Below are 17,677 nucleotides of genomic sequence, written 5' to 3'. Positions count from 1 at the left end.
GATGCGCCGACCATCAGTTCAACGGCCATCACTGCTGCCACTCAAGATGCGGCGTACAGCTACACCTTTGCGGCCGCGGATACTGATGTGGGCGACACATTAACCTTAAGCGCGGTGACTAAACCAAGCTGGTTGAACTTCAATACGACTTCAGGCGTGTTAAGTGGCACGCCAGGCAATGCCGATGTGGGTGCACACCCTGTGTTACTGCGAGTGACGGACGCGGATGGCTTAACCGCTGACCAGTCCTTTAGCATTACCGTGACCAACGTCAATGACGCACCGACCATCAGTTCAACAGCCATCACTGCAGCCACTCAAGATGCGGCTTACAGCTACACCTTTGCGGCGAGTGATACCGATGTGGGCGACGTACTGACATTCAGCGCGGTGACTAAACCGAGTTGGTTGAGCTTCAATGCGGCTACGGGCGTGTTAAGTGGTACGCCAAGCAATGCCGATGTGGGCAGCCATGCGGTGACACTGAAAGTCACCGACACGGACGGCTTAACGGCAGAGCAAAGCTTCAGCATCACTGTGACCAACGTCAACGATGCGCCTGTGGCGACAAGTTTAACTGTGACGTTAGAGGAAGATAGTTCTGTGGCTATCACCCTTGCGGCAAAGGATGTGGATAATGATCCGCTCACCTATGAAGTGGTGAGTCAGCCAGAATCCGGCACATTAGAGCAACATGGCACTGTTTGGTTATATACCCCTGAGAAGGATTTCAATGGAACAGACGTGTTTAGCTTTATTGCTAAGGATGCCGAGCTGAGTTCAGAGCCTGCAACTGTCACTATTAATGTCACGCCAGTGAATGATGATCCGCAAGCGGTTGATGACGACTACACCTTAACAAGTACCGCCAACGATATTTATGCGCTTGCGGTGCTCGCGAACGATGTTGATGTCGATGGTGATACCTTAACGATTGATGGTGCGGCTGCGGATATCGGCAGTGTGCAAATCACCAGTGAGGGCTTGAGCTTTACTGCGCCTGAAGCGTATGTCGGGCCTGTGGCGCTTCGCTACACCATCAGTGATGGTAACAAGGGGCGTGCAAGTGCCAAAGTGAATGTATTGATTGAAGGCGCGGAGTCGGAAAATCAGCCAGTGATCACTTTGCCAGACGATGTTGATGTGAATGCGACGGGCCTATTTACTCGCGTTAAACTTGGTTTCGCGAAAGCGGTCGATCGTAATGGTCATCCATTGCCAGTTTCTCTGGTGAATAAGAGTCTGTTCTTTGCACCAGGCAGCTACTTAGCTTACTGGCAAGCTGTAGATCGCGATGGTAATAAGGCAATCAAGGCTCAAAAAGTGAAAGTACATCCACTGATCTCCTTGAGTAAAGATCAGCTTGTGGGTGAGGGCAATGAGGTAGTGGTGAGTGTGCACCTTAATGGCGTCGCACCCGTATATCCACTTTCTGTGCTTTATACCGTTTCAGGCTCTGCAGGTAGCAGTGATCATGATTTGGTTGATGGGGTGGTCGAGGTGACATCGGGTCAACAAGCTGAGATCCGCTTTAGAACCTTTGAAGATGGTGAGGTCGAAGGGGATGAGGATGTGCTGATTAGTCTAGACCCTAGCTTGAACTTGGGCAGTAAGCAGCAAACTCAGGTGCTCATCACTGAAGCGAATATTGCGCCTAAGGTGACGCTGGATATTACCCAAGCGGGAGCGCACCAATTCATCGTGGCGCAAAATGGCGGTGATGTTCGCATTAATGCTGATATCAGTGATGCCAATATGCAGGACAGCCTAGCGTCAACATGGGCAAGCGGTTCGCTGAACTTACAATCTGATGATGCGGGTATGTTCTTCTCTCCAGTCTCTGTCCTGCCGGGCATTTATCCTGTGAGTGTGACTGTCACTGATAATGGTTTGCCAGCGCTGTCTACCACAGAGAAAGTCTACATTGTGGTGCGTTCAAGCTTACCTGTATTGACTGGCGCAGACACGGACGGTGATTTGATCCCTGATGTTCAAGAAGGCTTTACCGATACGGATGGTGACGGTATTCCTGATTACTTGGATGCGATTAACGACTGTAACATTATGCCCGAAGGTGAATTGCAGCCTGTGTACTTCTTGGCTGAAGGGCAGGCTGGCGTGTGCTTACGCTTAGGTAATATTGCACTGATGCAAGAGCAAAGTGGTATTCAACTATTACCTGATCTTGTCCCAGAAGACAGCATAGCAGCCAATGTCGGCGGTATTTTTGACTTCATCGCGACGGGATTGCCACAACAAGGGCAGAGTTACAGTCTGGTGATACCACAACGTTCGCCAGTTCCTGCCAATGCGGTATATCGTAAGTATCAAGCCCAAAATGGTTGGAAGGATTTTGTGATTGATACGCGCAATAGTGTCGCCAGTAGTGAAGGTGAGCGTGGTTTCTGTCCTCCACCGGGAGACAGTCGTTGGACTTCTGGATTAACTGAAGGCCATTGGTGTGTGCAGTTAACCATAGAAGATGGTGGACCAAACGATGACGATGGCGTCGCTAACCGTACTATCGTCGATCCAAGTGGCGTGTCCGTGATACTCAATGGCAACCATTTACCGGTGGCGAACCCAGATACGGCCTCTTTACCTTGGAATCAGAGCCTCGATGTTGATGTGCTCGCCAATGATACCGATGGTGATGGTGATGCCTTGACAGTTACACAAGTGACTAGCGAGTTTGGTACCGCCGTCATCTTGGCTAATCAGCAACTAAGTTACACGCCAGCAACCGATTTCATCGGTACTGATGTGCTGGTGTATAGCATTACCGATGGAAAAGGTGGCACTGCGAGTAGTGAGTTGACTGTGGTAGTGAGTGGCAATACCGCGCCAACGACAGTCAACGACAGCGCCGCAACCGACGACAGAACGAGCTTGCTACTCGATGTGTTGAGTAATGACAGCGATCCAGATGGCAATGCTTTAACCTTAGTCAGCGCAACCGCGCAGCAAGGGACAGTATCCATTGAGACTAACAAGCTGCGTTATATCCCTAAAACAGGATTCGATGGTGTCGATACTGTGAGCTATCGGATTAGTGATGGGCTGGGTGGTGAGGCAATAGGACAAGTGTTGATTACTGTTAAAGCCTATCAAGAAGTGGTGATTGATAACAAATCGGGTGGAGGAAGTATGGCCTTGTGGGCATTAGGCTTGATCGTTGCGACGGGTTTAATTCGCCGCCGTGAATTACATAAAGTGGTCTTGGGTGCTGTGTTGCTCGCCAGCACAGTGACTCAAGCGAATGCCGCTGATAACTGGTATGTCGAGGGCTTTGTCGGCCAAGCTCAGGTTGATAGCGGCAGACGAGAGTTACAGTCTGACGCTGCAGCGGGCGTAGTGACATCGGTTGATGACAAAGATACTGCGTTTGGCTTAAGTGTGGGTTATCAATGGACTCCCATGGTGGCAATCGAATTAGGCTATGCCGACTTTGGTAATGGAAGTGCGCGGATTGAGGGTGCAAGTCTGACTCCGGCGCAATATCATGAGCAGGTCAAAGCCGTGACCCCCGTACTGGCTGATGGCGTGATGTTGGGATTGCGTTTAACCTTACTGCAGCATGATGCTTGGCGGTTTGAAGTACCTATCGGATTATTTCGATGGCAAGCAGATATCAGTAGCACTATGGGCAATAGCCGTTTAACCACAGAGCTTGATGGCATTGATTGGTATGCCGGTGTGCGGTTTAGCTATCAAGTGAGCGACGCTTGGTCAGTTGGCTTGGGGTATCAGTATGTGGATATCGAGCCGAATGACTTCCTCAGTTACCAGCTCAATCTACGTTATCAATTTTAAGCGTTAGCATATCAAAAGGGGCATTCGCCCCTTTTTACTCTCTAATAGAAACATCATATTTGAGAATATTTTGAAGGTGTTCACTTAAGGCTGGGCTTGGTTTGTGATGCATATCGCAAAGGATTTGTGGCTTACCCTTAGGAGCATGTAACAAATTCAGGTTGTAGATTAAAGACAGGATAGTAAGATTGTCACTTATCTTATTTAATTTATCGCTTTTTTATCTAGAGGCAGTTATGTCGCAGCGGCAGAATAAGCCGGAAATATTGCATACCGAAGTTGTCGCGAAAAGCCGATTATTTCAAATTGAGCAAGTGCATCTTAAGTTCTCAAATGGTGTCGAACGCCAATACGAGCGTATGAAAGGCGGTAGTCGTGGCGCTGTGATGATAGTGCCTATTCATCAAGGGCAAATGCTACTGGCACGCGAATATGCAGCCGGAACCGATAATTACGAGCTCGGGTTTCCTAAAGGTCTTATCGACCCTGGTGAATCGCCAGTCGAAGCGGCTAACCGTGAATTGCAGGAAGAAATTGGCTTTGGGGCGAATAAGCTCACGCTATTGAAAGAACTTAGCCTAGCGCCAGGTTATTTCTCTAGTAAGATGCAAATTTTTCTTGCAGAAGATCTGTATGAGAGTCGCCTTGAAGGTGATGAACCGGAACCCATTGATGTGGTGCCTTGGGCGCTCGCCGATTGGGAGGCCCTGCTCGATGATGTCGATTTTTCCGAATCCCGTAGTGTGAGTGCGTTGTTTTTAGCGCAAAAGTATTTATACCTTAAATAATCTTTTTCCTTTTAAGCGTTCAAAGCTGAAACGCTTGCAAAACATTCGCGAACTTTGCGATTGGAGTTGTTATGAAGCCAGAAGAGTTGATCGACGAAGTTATTGCGATTGCGACCGATGCAGGGATAACTATCCGTGACATTTATCTCAAAGGTAATTTTGAGCGAGAAATGAAGTCTGACAATACCCCTGTCACTTCCGCAGATTTAGCGGCGAACCAGATCATTTGTGACCGATTAACTGCTTTAACGCCTGATATTCCTGTGTTATCTGAAGAGGCGGCCGATATTCCTCTGAGCGTGCGTGAATCTTGGAAGCGCTATTGGTTGGTCGATCCACTTGATGGCACGGGTGAGTTTATTGCTGGCAGTGGTGATTTCTCGGTGATTATTGCACTCGTTGAGCACAATCGTCCCGTGATGGGCGTAGTGTATGTGCCTATGACGCAAGTGTGTTATTACGCGATTGCAGGTTTAGGGGCATACAAACGCACGGATAAACAGGAAGTGCGGATCAGCAGCCGCCAAATCGAGCACCGTGAAAAGGTATCCCTAAGATTAGCCGTAAGTCGCCGTCAGGACCCTCAATCTGTGTTGACCCTATTCAACCATCCCAAACACTGCGAGTTAGTCGTTATGGGGGGGGCAGCGTTAAAGAGTTGTCTTGTCGCCGAAGGTCGAGCCGATTGTTATGTGCGAGTTGGCCCAACGGGCGAGTGGGATACGGGAGCGGCGCAAATTATCGTCGAGGAAGCGGGTGGACAGTTGATGGATACTGAGCTGCAACCATTAACCTACAATGAGCGCGAGACGTTAGAAAACCCTAACTTTATCGTAGTGGGCGCACCCAACTTAGAGTGGGATAAGATTTTAATAGGTGAATGATTTTCGAATGCAGTCTATACGTCCGGTATTAAAGTCAGAGTTATTGGCGGTTTATCAGCTTGAGCAAGCCATTTTTGGTGAGCATAGTTATCCAGATTTTTTCTTCCGTCAGGGATTTGATTGCTGGCCAGAGCAATTTTTAGTGGCGGTGGATGAAGATAATCTTCTGCAAGGTTATTTGCTCTGTGCCCAGAGTGGCGATCCGACTTGTAGGTGGATTTTATCTGTTGCAGTAAGTGAAGATGCTCGTGGAAAGGGATTAGGCAAACGTTTGATGCAGCAGTGTTTAGCTGAGTTACCCGTCGCTGTTGAACGTGTGTGTCTAACGGTTGACCCGAGTAATCCTGCCCATGGCTTATATCAGCATTTAGGTTTCGTTGATTCGGCTTTTGAGGCCGATTATTTTGGCGCTGGTGCTGATAGAGTGGTGATGACTTATCGTAGGCCTTAAATTCCATGGTCACTTTTAATTAAAAACACCTTTGAATTAAGAATGATTTTTAAACCAAAATAATGGACGGCGTGCTGACTGAGTGCGCCGTTTTTTATGCTATTTTGTGTGGTGTAATCCCACATATATAGTTCAGTTTTACTGAGTGAATCGATTTCGAGCGTCTATCTTTATTTATCATTCTCAATGATATCCTTCACTATTTATCCGCGACTGTACGTAAAACAAACTTATTTTGAACGTTGTTTTTTATTTTGACTGCTGTTAGTCTCTTGCTATCCAACAGGGAGTGAGACCTATGGCCAGACGAAAAGAACACAGCCATGATGAAATTCGCGCTATGGCAATACAAGCGGCAACTGAGTTATTGACCGAACAAGGTGTTGTAGGGCTGAGCTTACGCAAAGTGGCTAGCCAAATTGGCTATGTCCCTAGCACCTTGATCAATATTTTCGGCAGCTATAACTATTTGTTGCTGGCGGTTTCTGAGGCAACGCTTAGGACTTTACACGATCGATTAGCGGGTGTGTGTGCTGCCGACAGTTTGCGTAAAATCATTGCAATGGCGTGGGAGTATAGTCAGTTTGCCAATGAGCAGCGGCAAGCTTTCAAGTTGGTTTTTGAGCTGCAATTACTCGATTCTGAGCCTTTGCCGGCATCACAAGGGCAATTGATTGCAGGGTTATTCATACTGATTGAACGTGAGTTAGCGCAGATCTTCCCTGAGGCGACTCCGGAGCAGCATCTCATTATGAGCCGTGTGTTGTGGGGTGGAATTCATGGACTAACTGCTTTATCCCTCGATAATAAGCTCTTTGCTGAATCGTTATCACTGCGGGATTTACTCGAGAGCCATGTGCAGGCTTATCTACAAGGAATGGGTTACCAGAGGGAACTATCATGCTGCTAACAAAACGTTTTTTACCTTATTTTGCGACTCAGTGCTTAGGCGCATTGAATGACAACATTTATAAAAATGTGTTGCTGCTATTAGTGACTTTCAGTCAAGTCAAAGACTTGCCCATAAGCGTCGATATGTTTGTGAATTTGGCTGCTGGAGTGTTTATCCTGCCGTTTTTCCTGTTTTCGGCCCACGCGGGTGTGGTTGCCGATAATATGGATAAGGCCAAACTTATCCGTCGATTAAAACTACTCGAAGTCATTATTATGTCCTGCGCCGCTATCGCGATAGTGAGCGAGAACTACATGATGATGTTATTGCTGCTATTTTTAACCGGTAGTCAGTCGGCCTACTTCGGTCCGGTAAAATATTCCCTGCTGCCCCAAGCCTTGAAAGACGATGAGTTAGTGACAGGCAATGCGTGGGTTGAGATGGGCACTTTTCTCTCTATTCTGGTGGGTACTTTGAGTGCGGGGATTTTAGTTTCTGAAGTCAACGGTACGCTTTGGGCTGCCATTACCGTTGCCGTATTGGCCTTAGCAGGCTACCTATCGAGTCGAGCTATTCCTGCTTTACCACCGCAGGGCGTTATCGAAAAAATACGTTTCAGACCGTTATCAGGCACTTGGCGTAGCATCAAAAAAGCCCGTCAAACACCTTCAATCTGGATGGCTATCCTCGCTATCAGTTGGTTTTGGTTTTTAGGTGCGACCTATCTGACCCAATTCCCTAACTTTGCCAAGCTGCACCTGCATTCTGGTGCGACTGTGGTGTCGTTATTGTTGGGCATGTTTTCCATCGGAATCGCTGTTGGCTCCTTCGTCTGTGAACGTTTTTCCTACGGCCATGTGGAACTCGGTTTGCTGCCATTCGGGGTATTGGGATTAACTATCTTTGGTGTCGATTTGCTTTGGGCGATTCCACCTGTGCCAGTGGATGCTGGTTTTGTCTATGGATTAAAAGCCTTTATTGCCGAGTCGCAACATTATCGGGTGATGCTAGATTTCTTTATGATCGGCGTTAGCGGCGGCTTGTTTATCGTCCCCTTATACGCCTTTATTCAGTCCCGTTCGGCCAAGGGCGAATGTGCTCAGGCGATTGCAGCCAATAACATTATGAACTCTCTGTTTATGGTGGCTTCGGCGCTGCTATCTATCTTGCTGCTTGGCGTTGCGGGTTGGACGATTCCGCAGTTATTCCTACTGCTTGCAGTGATGAACTTTGTCGTCGCTCTCTATGTTTATTCACAAGTGCCAGAATTTACTCAGCGATTTATCAGTTACTTATTGAGTCATGTTATGTACCGCGTGACTGTAACTGGCCGAGAGAGAATTCCAAAGGAAGGGGCCGGCATCATAGTCTGCAACCATGTGAGCTATGTGGATGCCTTGATTATTATGGGGGCATCGACTCGGCCTATTCGTTTTGTAATGGATAAGTCCATCAGCGAAATTCCTTTGCTGAAATATTTGTTCCGCCACGCTGGAGTGATCCCTATCTGTTCCCCTAGACAGAGTGAAACCACTTATAACCAAGCGTTTGAGACTATCCACGAAGCGCTGATAAATGGCGAATTGGTGTGTATTTTCCCTGAGGGTCGACTCACCCCTGACGGTGAATTAGGTGAATTCCGTCCCGGTATCGATAAAGTCCTCGCCAGAGATCCCGTCCCTGTGGTGCCTATGGCATTACACGGATTATGGGGTTCTTACTTTAGCCACAAGGGCGGGCATGCCTTAGCTAAAATGCCCAAGCGTTTTTGGTCAAGGGTGTCGGTGGATATTGCGGTTCCTATCGTGGACGTTTCCGCTAATCGTGAAAATTTGCGACATCAAGTTGCAAACCTACTTGTTGAACGAAATGAAGCCGTGTTGTAATTGGTATGCTTTAACAAATTTACAAAATAATAACTTATATACTCTGGAGTTTGGTCATGGGAAAAGGATGTTATGCCAGTGCACTAGTGTTATTGCTTGGTGGATGTGGAGGTTCGGGTGATTCAAGTGGTGGGGATTCTGGTGATTCGGGTACAACACCAGCTAGATTGGTTATGGATGTGCAGAGCGTTGCAAGCAAATGCAATGTAAAGGAAAAAATGGCAGGTGCTGATGTTATTATTCACCGACAAGACGGCCATATTCTCGGCACTTATAAGAGTGATGGGCAGGGACATGTCGATATACCCTGGACAAGCGAAGCATCACATTTAACAGTTGCAGCAAAAGAGTTTCGTAATGGTCAGTCAACTTGGAGCATCCGTACGGATTTAGCCGCTAAAGCTGGCGACTATGGCATTTATGCTTTCACAGATGAAAATTTAAATAGCCAATGTGACTGTAGTGATGTGAATTTTGATCTTAGTGAAATTGAAGCTGTATATAGTGACTACCAGCTATATGGTAATAACTCATTTTTGGACTCACATTCTAACAATTCTTCATTACGCCTGTGTAAGCAGGACGATAAGTTTGCACCAGTGAATATGGTGTTAGTTCCTAGCCAGAGTGGTGTTACGGCTTATGCTGCTAGCATAGATATAAATACACTAGATTTATCGCAAGCAGTACCTATATCGAGTAGTGAATTTGAAGGTACTCATCATGAAGGGACTCCGTTAAATGTTGATGTGAATACCAATGATTATTCGCTAAGGAGTTACTCTGAAACTGAATTTGGTCGCCAAAACTGGGTAGAATGGCCGACGAAAGAAGTGCAATTATTTCCCGCGATTTTTGATCGCAATTTAGTTTACGCATCACAGTGGATTGCCCTTGGTGCGAATGAGGCTGGCTACATAAATTATTCGGCAATAACACGTAGGGCTGTTACTGATCCTTCTAAGAGTTTGAGCTTGAATTTACCGTTAAATGAAAACCAAATGCTGGATGAAACGACACGTTTAATCACTACTATTAATAATGGTAGTAGTGCAAATTATGACTACAGTTTCAACAATGCCCATATGCAAGCGATGCAAATCACCATAGGACAAGATGGCTATGCGAATTGGGCTATTTCGGCTTCATTAAAGGGGTCAATTCCGGATTTAGATTTGCCCATACACTTACAAACAGCATTTGATGGAATAACAATTCCTATGATGAGTTTGTATGTCTGGGGGTATGAAGGAATGACAGGGCTATATGATTTCCGTGCCGAGCTCAGTAAATCGAGCCGTAGCACGGGTAATATTCGCTCGGCTAAATTCGATAATTATAACTATGAAGCCATTACGATTTTTGCAAATTAATTTTTAGCGTACTCGCCGCACAGTTATTGTGCGGCTTTTCTATCACTCTTATAGTTATCCAACCATTCATGCATGGCCTGATGTGAGCCCTTAAAGAGGATCCGTTCGGATTTTTTTTGTAACTGGTATTCGTACATTTGGTCATAATATTTGTGCAGCAGCACTGCTATCCATGCTAAATGCAGAGAAGTGTCATTTTGATGGAGTTGCTGGTCGAGTGCTTGTTGCATTAAATCTTGCAGTTCTTGATGCTGCTTCCCGCCTAAACGTTTGCGAATGCTCACTAAACTTTGCAATAGATAGTCGCTAAATGCCGCAAAACCCGCTTCTGCCCCTAGGCGTTCACAGAAGCCGTTATACATTTTATGCACATATTCATTGCGTAAGCGTTCGAGCCTCGCATCGTCAGTTTCTTCAAGCACTAAGACATTGGCGGCTTGCATGGCATTGTAAAATGTCTGCGGCAGCGCCGAGCGCCCAATCAGGAAGCTTTCATCTTCGAGCAGTAAACAGGCTGCGTCACTCGTTTGGTGCTGTAGCAAGGCAATGGCAAGCTGATTTTCAAAGTTAATCTGCGTCGGCTGTGGGTCGATATTCTTCCCAAAGCTAGAGCCTCTATGATTGGCTATTCCTTCAAGATCAACCGCTTCTTTACGCTGTAGTAGAAAATCGGTTTTACCGCAGCCCGTCATCCCGCTCAAACTCAATAACGGCTGTTGAGTCGGTGCCGCTTCAATCACGCCAATCAGATATTGGCGCATGGCCTTATAGCCACCCTGAATATAAGGGACTTCGATACCCGCTTCTTTGAGCCATTGCTGAGTGAGTTGCGAGCGCAGGCCGCCGCGAAAGCAATAAAGGTAAGCATTAGGATTGGCTTTAACATAGCTAGCCCAAGCCTCGATTCTCTGTTGCTTGATGGGACCATTCACCAGTGAATGACCTAATGCAATCGCGGTTTGCTGACCAAATTGCTTATAACAAGTACCGACTTTTTCCCTTTCACTATCCAGCATCAAGGGCAAGTTGGTCGAGTTGGGAAACGCACCTCGAGTAAACTCTATGGGCGCTCGCACATCCATTATGGGATGTTGGTTGAGGAAAATTTCTCGATATTGCTCTGCGGCTATAATAGCGCTTGGCATCAGCACAACACCACATTCGCTGCAGTGGTCGGTGTTTCCAGTGACCCAATGCAGATTGGGGCTATGTGGTTCGCATCGAGTAGGGCGATTAATTCCGCTTCAGCTTCTGCCGAGACAGCAACTAACAGACCACCGCTGGTTTGCGGATCGCACAGTATCGCTTTTTGATGCTCGCTGAGTTCAGGGAGATGCTCGCCATAACTGTCGTAATTACGGTGAGTTCCGCCAGGAACACAACCTAAGGCCAAATAATCTAAAGCGCGTGGTAACAATGGCACTGCATCAAATTTAAGCTTCGCAGTGAGGTTGGCGCCTTGGCACATTTCGAGTAAGTGTCCCGCCAGTCCAAAACCTGTGACATCGGTCAGGGCATTTACACCGCTAATTTTTGCAATGGTCGCGCCTATAGTATTGAGTTGACACATGGCATTGACCGCAATGAGACTATCTTCATCGCGGAGTTTTTTCTGTTTTTGCGCTGTGGTTAAAATACCAATGCCGATAGGTTTAGTGAGATATAAACGATCGCCGGCTTTAGCAGTATCATTCTGTTTTAAATCACTTAAGGCAATTTGCCCGGTAACCGCGAGACCAAAAATAGGTTCGGGTGCGTCTATGCTATGACCACCGGCTAGCATGATCCCTGCTTCCATGCAGGCTTGTCTGCCGCCATCGACCACTTGCTGTGCGATTTCTGCGGGTAGTTTATTGATTGGCCAACCTAAAATTGCAATCGCCATAATAGGCGTGCCGCCCATGGCATAAATATCGCTGATCGCATTGGTCGCTGCGATACGACCGAAGGTGAATGGATCGTCAACAATTGGCATAAAAAAATCGGTAGTGCTAATGATGCCTATGTCATCATTGAGTTTGTACACTGCAGCATCGTCGCGGCTCTGATTGCCAACCAGCAGATTTGGATCGGTAAATACAGGTAATTGCGAGGCTAAGATAGTGCTGAGCACTTTAGGGGATATTTTGCAGCCACAACCTGCGCCATGACTATATTCTGTTAGCTTGATTGATTCTGGGAGTGTAACTGGGGAATCTGACATGATCTCAACAGCCTATTTAAGTGATTAAGGCATCATCATAATCAGATACGGCCACCATGCAAGGTGGCCGTATGACTTTCGGGCAGAATTGTGGCTTAGCTATAAGTTGCGGTCAGGCTGCGCCAATGTTTTTGCTGGACTAAGAAACGCGCCTTTAGCTCTTCAACTTGTTGCAATAGTTGCTGATCGACAAGTTGTTTACGCTTGGCCTCAAGCAAGGTTTTCTGTGCTTGATAGTAATCCATTAAGTGCAGCTTTAATAACTCATACTCTGCTTGGATTTTTTCAATAATTTCATCAGCATTAGGCAGGTTATTAACCTTCCGCTTGGTACGTAATAACTGCATTTGTAAGCGTGCGCTCTCGATACGTTCCTGTGGACTCGTACGCAAATCCTTAGCTAAACCTAACCAAGATAATGACTTAATCAACCATTTGGTTGGATCGTAGTGCCACCATTTAATGCCATTACGATAGTCATTTTCGAAAATATGATGGAAATTATGATAACCCTCACCGTAGGTCAACATGGCCAAGAAGCCATTATCGCGGGCGGTATTCTTATCGGTATAAGGCTGACTGCCCCACACGTGGGCTAAAGAGTTGATAAAGAAAGTGCAGTGATGCACCACCACTAAACGCAGTAAACCCGCCATCAATAACATAGACAGCACGTCACCATTGAGCCAACCAAGCAGTGCAGGCAGCCCAATGTTCATCAGCAACACGAGTGCGAGGTAATGTTTGTGTTGCCACATGACAATACGGTCATTTTGCAGATCACGCACATTTTGATAATCGTGATAGCGTTGCGACTGATACTCACGCAGCATCCAACCGATATGGCTGTACCAGAATCCCATTTTGGCTGAGTACGGGTCCTTGTCGTTATCATCTACGTGCTTGTGGTGGACTCTGTGATCAGATGCCCAGTGCAATGCACTGTTTTGTAATGCTAAAGCACCACCAAGGGCATATATAAAACGCACCGCTGGATGGGCTTTATAGGCCTTGTGTGACCAGAGTCTGTGATAACCTGCGGTGATTGACAGGCCACTGGCAAAGGCTAAAACAATAAAAGCGATCCATTCACTGGCACCATAGCCGTGAACAATACCGCGCCATGGAACTAAAATTACCGCACTGAGGAAAGTGATGGCAAACAGACTGACATTAAGCCAGATGATAGGGGGTTTTTTCATTATAGGTTTCCAAAATTCGCTTTTGAGCGTACATCTGTAAGCTAATTTAGCCTAGCTATATTGTTTGGTCAAGGACGATGGGGCTGTGTTTAATGCCTAAAAGCGGTATTATCGCGTCATTACATTCAGTTAGCGGATTTAAGAATGGGTATTCGAGCACAGCAAAAAGAGAAAACTCGTCGAGCTTTAGTCGATGCGGCCTTTAATCAGCTAAGTGCTGAGCGCAGTTTCTCAAGTCTGAGTTTGCGAGAGGTTGCTCGGGAAGCCAATATCGCGCCGACATCTTTTTATCGCCATTTTAAAGATATGAACGAACTCGGTCTCACTATGGTGGACGAGGGCGGATTAACACTCAGGCAGATGATGCGAAAAGGCCGTCAGCGAGCCGAAGCCGGTGGCAGTGTGATCCGTATTTCTGTTGATACTTTTATGGAAGTGCTTGATTCTAATCCAAACGTATTCCGCATCTTATTGCATGAACGTTCAGGAACCTCCGCAGCGTTCCGTGCGGCGGTTGCCCGCGAAATTGAACATTTTATTTCTGAATTGGCTCACTATACCGAAGCGAAAGCGGGCCGAACCCCGTTATTGGCCCGTGCACAAGCAGAAGCCTTAGTGACTTTGGTGTTTAACGCCGGCGCTTCCGCATTAGATATGAAACGCGCCGATCGTAAAATTCTTGCCGATCAATTAGTCATGCAATTGCGTATGGTCGCCAAAGGCGCCGAGGCTTTGCAGCATAAGGTTGAACACCGCTAATCAGAGTGACATGCATAGCCGCTAAAAATAATGGAGCCTGAGGCTCCATTATTTTTAGCGAATTTATGTTTGAGTTCTAGCAACGTTTAACTGCTATGCAGCCGAGCTCAAAGCACTTGAAGTGACTAACGACGCTCTAGTAGGACACCTGTTTCCATGTGATCGGTATAAGGGAACTGATCAAACAAGGCGAAGCGAGTGACTTTATGGGTTTCGTTTAGTTGCTGCAGATTGTCTTTTAAGGTTTCAGGGTTGCAGGAAATATATAAGATCCGCTCGTAACCTTGTACTAATGCCAGCGTATCAGGATCAATCCCTGCACGTGGTGGGTCGACAAAAATGGTGTTGCACACATAGCTGTCGAGATCGATACCTTCTAAACGTCTAAAGCTGCGTTTCTTCGCCATGGCATCGCTAAAGTCTTCAGCCGACATGCGGATAATCTGCAGGTTCTCAATACCATTCACTTCGATATTATATTGCGCCGCATCGACTGAGGGCTTAGCGAGTTCGGTGGCCAATACGCGATTAAAGTTTTGCGCCAGTGCGATAGAGAAGTTGCCATTACCACAGTAGAGCTCGAGTAAATCACCCTGACTGTCCTGAGTCGCATCGATAGCCCACTCCAACATTTTTACAGAAACTTTAGCATTGGGTTGAGTAAAGCTGTTCTCGATTTGCTTATATAAGAAGGTTTTACCATTCACTTGTAATGACTCGACCACAAAGTCTTTATCTAAATCGATTTTTTGCTTACGGGCACGGCCGATGATGTTGACGTTAAACTGGCTGCTTAACTTGGCTTTTAGTGCAGCCGCATCGGCGCGCCATTGGTCATCAAGCTGTCTGTGATAAAGCAAGGACACTAAGATCTCGCCGCTTAAGGTCGACAAAAAATCCACTTGGAACAGTTTATGTCTTAGACTAGGATTCGGTTTTAGCTCGGCGATTAAGGCCGACATCATTTGATTGATGAGCACGCTGGCTGGCAAGTATTGATCGCATTGCACTTTCTCATTCAATACTTTATCGAACATGTAATAGTATAAGTCGTCACCGTCATGCCACATGCGGAATTCAGCACGCATACGGTAGTTGGCAGGCTCTGAGGCAAAAACTTCAACACTCGGTGTTTCAAATTGGGCAAAGGCTTGTTCTAGCTTGATACGCTTGTGTTCTAACTGCGTATCATAAGTCTGAGGGTCCATTGCTGCTAAGTTCATTGTTTGATTCACCGTTGCTGTAAATTGGGGCGCAAATATTATACTAGGTGACACGAATGTCCAGCATCTTGCTTTTGCTGTTTATGCAAAGCTGTGGGAAAATCTGCGCGCTTGAGTGTGATTCTATGGATATTCAATGAGTATTTGGTTGGATTCATTCAATCATCAAACATCGAATCACTTAATGTTGTAATGCGTTCAATCTGTATAGCCATTTTGTTATAACCGAAACGGGAGACCCGCTTGTCGCGACCTATATTAGTGTTTGATTCTGGGATTGGTGGCCTATCCGTATTGGCTGAAATCCGCAAGAGTTTGCCCCATAGCGACTATTGTTATCTTTTCGACAATGCGAGGTTGCCCTATGGCGAGTTAGAAGAGCAGGTATTAATTGCTGGCTGTATCGCATTAGTATGTGATCTTGTGGCTCTTACCAATGCAATGATAGTCGTCGTCGCCTGCAACACCGCGAGCACTGTCGTGCTACCGGCATTACGTGCAAACCTCAGTATTCCTGTTGTGGGCGTTGTACCCGCTATCAAACCCGCTGCACAGATGTCTAAGAGTAAACGTATTGGACTCTTGGCTACCCCTGGCACAGTTAAGCGTCATTATACCCATGAGCTCATCAGCCAATTTGCCGATGATTGCCATGTCGAACTTTTTGGTTGTTCTGAACTTGTCATGATGGCGGAGCAGAAAATAGCGACAGGTGAAATGGACATGCACAGACTGGCAGATTTACTCGCGCCAGTTGTTGCCGCGCAATTGGACGTGCTCGTACTGGGTTGTACTCACTTCCCGATGATCCAAGCTGAATTACAACAAGTGCTCGGTGCGGGCGTAACGCTAATGGATTCTGGCGCTGCGATAGCTAAGCGAGTCGTGACTCTTTTAACGCAACAAAATCTTATTGTGGAACAGCGCAGAGTAACAAATGAGAGAGAAGCAGTAGGGCAGTCAGTAATGCAGGCGTTCTACACTAAAGCGGAAATTAGTGAAGGCTTAACAACAACATTAATTGATTGTGGCTTTTCAACTATCGAACGAATCACCACAACCAACTAAATTTACAACGTCGAACAAAACAGTTTAAACGGTAATGCTACTCGTCAGTACCAGTACGGTCGGCAGCTTCCGAATCTTGTGTTTTTGCTTCTCTTACTTTTAAGGTTCTTTCTTGGAAGCTATAGTCATTCAGTTTAACCATGGCTTTCTGAGCGCCAGACTCTGACATCTCCACAAAACCAAAACCTTTACGACGACCAGTCTTACGATCTCTGACTAAACGCACAGAGTTTACTGGGCCAAACTCACCAAACAATACTTTTACTTCACCTTCATGGACACGATAAGGCAGGTTACCTACATATAAGGTCATAGTAGGACCAACATATTGTTCTTCTGTAGCATGAGATGATGAAGACTCTGGAACAAGTTTAAAGATAAGGCTAGTCACAATAACGCCTGCAACGAAGGCTATATAAGCCGGCAGCGTAGGTGCAAACTGAAATAGCACAAAGGCGCCAACAATGGCGACAATCAAAACAATAAGAAATGACTTTTGCATAAGAATGCTCTCTGATGAATGGAAAATTGATAAATAACTGTTAACAGCAAGTATATGGTAATGAATTATTTACTTTTACACTAGACCATTGCTGAAATATTGAGCGTGAATTATCAATTATTAGATAAAAAAGCTGACTTATCTCTGATAAATAAGGTCTACAAGCTAAAAAATGGTCATAACGTTTAAAATATCGACGTACGATTCAATGATCGCTAAAAATCCCTTGCGGACTTTCTCAATCTCCCTATAATGCGCATCCACTGACACGGCAGACAGCGTAACGCAAGTTAAGCAAAGAAAGCCAAGCAGTTCATCGGTTAGCAAGCTAAACGATGAGTGTTGAGAAAGTTGAAAAAACTACTTGACGCACTAATGGGAATGCGTAGAATACGCAGCCCTGACCCGCTGAAAACTCAGTGTGTGGTCAACGCTCTTTAACAATTTATCAAGCAAATCTGTGTGGACACTCACAGGTGTTGAGTTAATCGAAACTGCTTAACCTTAGGGTTGGCAGTCAAAAATTTAAATCAACCAATTCTTTCACGAGAGTGATGAGTGTTCATAGCAATATGTACAAAGACTTACTTAGTAAGTCGAACAGAATTCGTTGAGCCGTTTGACGTAAGTCAA

Annotated in this window: 14 protein-coding genes; 9 read left to right on the top strand and 5 right to left on the bottom strand. The window is 46.1% G+C overall.

What is annotated here, in order from left to right; genetic code table 11:
- From Q4Q52_RS21800 to Q4Q52_RS21770, 7 genes are all read left to right on the top strand, one after another.
- Positions 1–3,813, top strand: a 3,813-nt coding sequence (locus Q4Q52_RS21800) for an Ig-like domain-containing protein (RefSeq protein ID WP_311991662.1), incomplete at its 5' end; no start/stop codon positions are given.
- A gap of 236 nt (positions 3,814–4,049) precedes the next feature.
- Positions 4,050–4,601 (top strand): ADP compounds hydrolase NudE, encoded by a 552-nt coding sequence (gene nudE, locus Q4Q52_RS21795; protein ID WP_106651723.1) that lies wholly within the window; start codon positions 4,050–4,052, stop codon positions 4,599–4,601.
- 71 nt (positions 4,602–4,672) lie between these two features.
- Positions 4,673–5,485 carry a 3'(2'),5'-bisphosphate nucleotidase CysQ gene (cysQ, locus tag Q4Q52_RS21790; protein ID WP_106648480.1) on the top strand — a complete coding sequence of 271 codons (813 nt, stop codon included), beginning with the start codon at positions 4,673–4,675 and terminating at the stop codon, positions 5,483–5,485.
- A gap of 7 nt (positions 5,486–5,492) precedes the next feature.
- Positions 5,493–5,936, top strand: a complete 444-nt coding sequence (locus Q4Q52_RS21785; RefSeq protein ID WP_311891972.1) for a GNAT family N-acetyltransferase — start codon at positions 5,493–5,495, stop codon at positions 5,934–5,936.
- Between the two features lie 298 nt (positions 5,937–6,234).
- Entirely contained in the window at positions 6,235–6,846 is a 612-nt protein-coding gene (locus Q4Q52_RS21780) for a TetR/AcrR family transcriptional regulator (protein WP_300482629.1), read from the top strand.
- Complete coding sequence (locus Q4Q52_RS21775; protein WP_311991661.1) at positions 6,837–8,714, top strand: MFS transporter; 1,878 nt, start codon at positions 6,837–6,839, stop codon at positions 8,712–8,714. The genes Q4Q52_RS21780 and Q4Q52_RS21775 overlap by 10 nt, the downstream gene beginning before the upstream one ends.
- Positions 8,715–8,770: 56 nt before the next feature.
- On the top strand, positions 8,771–10,087 hold the full coding sequence (locus tag Q4Q52_RS21770; protein ID WP_311991660.1) for a hypothetical protein: 1,317 nt from the start codon (positions 8,771–8,773) through the stop codon (positions 10,085–10,087).
- A 23-nt stretch (positions 10,088–10,110) separates the two neighbouring features.
- On the opposite strand, the gene mnmH is transcribed toward Q4Q52_RS21770, so the two are convergent.
- The 3 genes from mnmH to Q4Q52_RS21755 all read right to left on the bottom strand — a co-directional run bounded on the left by mnmH (position 10,111) and on the right by Q4Q52_RS21755 (position 13,492).
- The gene (gene mnmH / locus Q4Q52_RS21765; RefSeq protein WP_311991659.1) at positions 10,111–11,232 is read right to left on the bottom strand and encodes a tRNA 2-selenouridine(34) synthase MnmH; all 1,122 of its coding nucleotides are present in this window, start codon (positions 11,230–11,232) and stop codon (positions 10,111–10,113) included.
- Positions 11,232–12,290: a selenide, water dikinase SelD gene (gene selD, locus Q4Q52_RS21760; RefSeq protein WP_198573330.1), complete on the bottom strand. Its 1,059-nt coding sequence runs from the start codon at positions 12,288–12,290 to the stop codon at positions 11,232–11,234. Before selD ends, mnmH begins: the two co-directional genes overlap by 1 nt.
- Positions 12,291–12,385: 95 nt before the next feature.
- Complete coding sequence (locus Q4Q52_RS21755) at positions 12,386–13,492, bottom strand: fatty acid desaturase (RefSeq protein WP_028759426.1); 1,107 nt, start codon at positions 13,490–13,492, stop codon at positions 12,386–12,388.
- A 144-nt stretch (positions 13,493–13,636) separates the two neighbouring features.
- On the opposite strand from Q4Q52_RS21755, the gene fabR reads away from it, so the two are divergent.
- Positions 13,637–14,251: an HTH-type transcriptional repressor FabR gene (gene fabR / locus Q4Q52_RS21750; protein WP_006083621.1), complete on the top strand. Its 615-nt coding sequence runs from the start codon at positions 13,637–13,639 to the stop codon at positions 14,249–14,251.
- 125 nt (positions 14,252–14,376) lie between these two features.
- On the opposite strand, the gene trmA is transcribed toward fabR, so the two are convergent.
- Positions 14,377–15,474, bottom strand: a complete 1,098-nt coding sequence (gene trmA, locus Q4Q52_RS21745) for a tRNA (uridine(54)-C5)-methyltransferase TrmA (protein WP_311901083.1) — start codon at positions 15,472–15,474, stop codon at positions 14,377–14,379.
- Positions 15,475–15,717: 243 nt separating this feature from the next.
- Between trmA and murI the strand changes: the two genes are divergently transcribed.
- Positions 15,718–16,542: a glutamate racemase gene (gene murI / locus Q4Q52_RS21740; protein ID WP_311901081.1), complete on the top strand. Its 825-nt coding sequence runs from the start codon at positions 15,718–15,720 to the stop codon at positions 16,540–16,542.
- 37 nt (positions 16,543–16,579) lie between these two features.
- Here murI and Q4Q52_RS21735 read toward each other — a convergent pair whose 3' ends face one another.
- A complete protein-coding gene (locus tag Q4Q52_RS21735; protein WP_106648471.1) occupies positions 16,580–17,044 on the bottom strand; it encodes an RNA-binding protein in 465 nt (154 codons plus the stop codon).
- Between the last annotated feature and the right edge of the window lie 633 nt (positions 17,045–17,677).

Source organism: Shewanella sp. SP1S2-4, assembly GCF_031932075.1.
Lineage (GTDB): Bacteria > Pseudomonadota > Gammaproteobacteria > Enterobacterales > Shewanellaceae > Shewanella > Shewanella baltica.
Note: the sequence above shows the minus strand (reverse complement) of the source record. Positions and strands in the feature narration are given on the sequence as shown.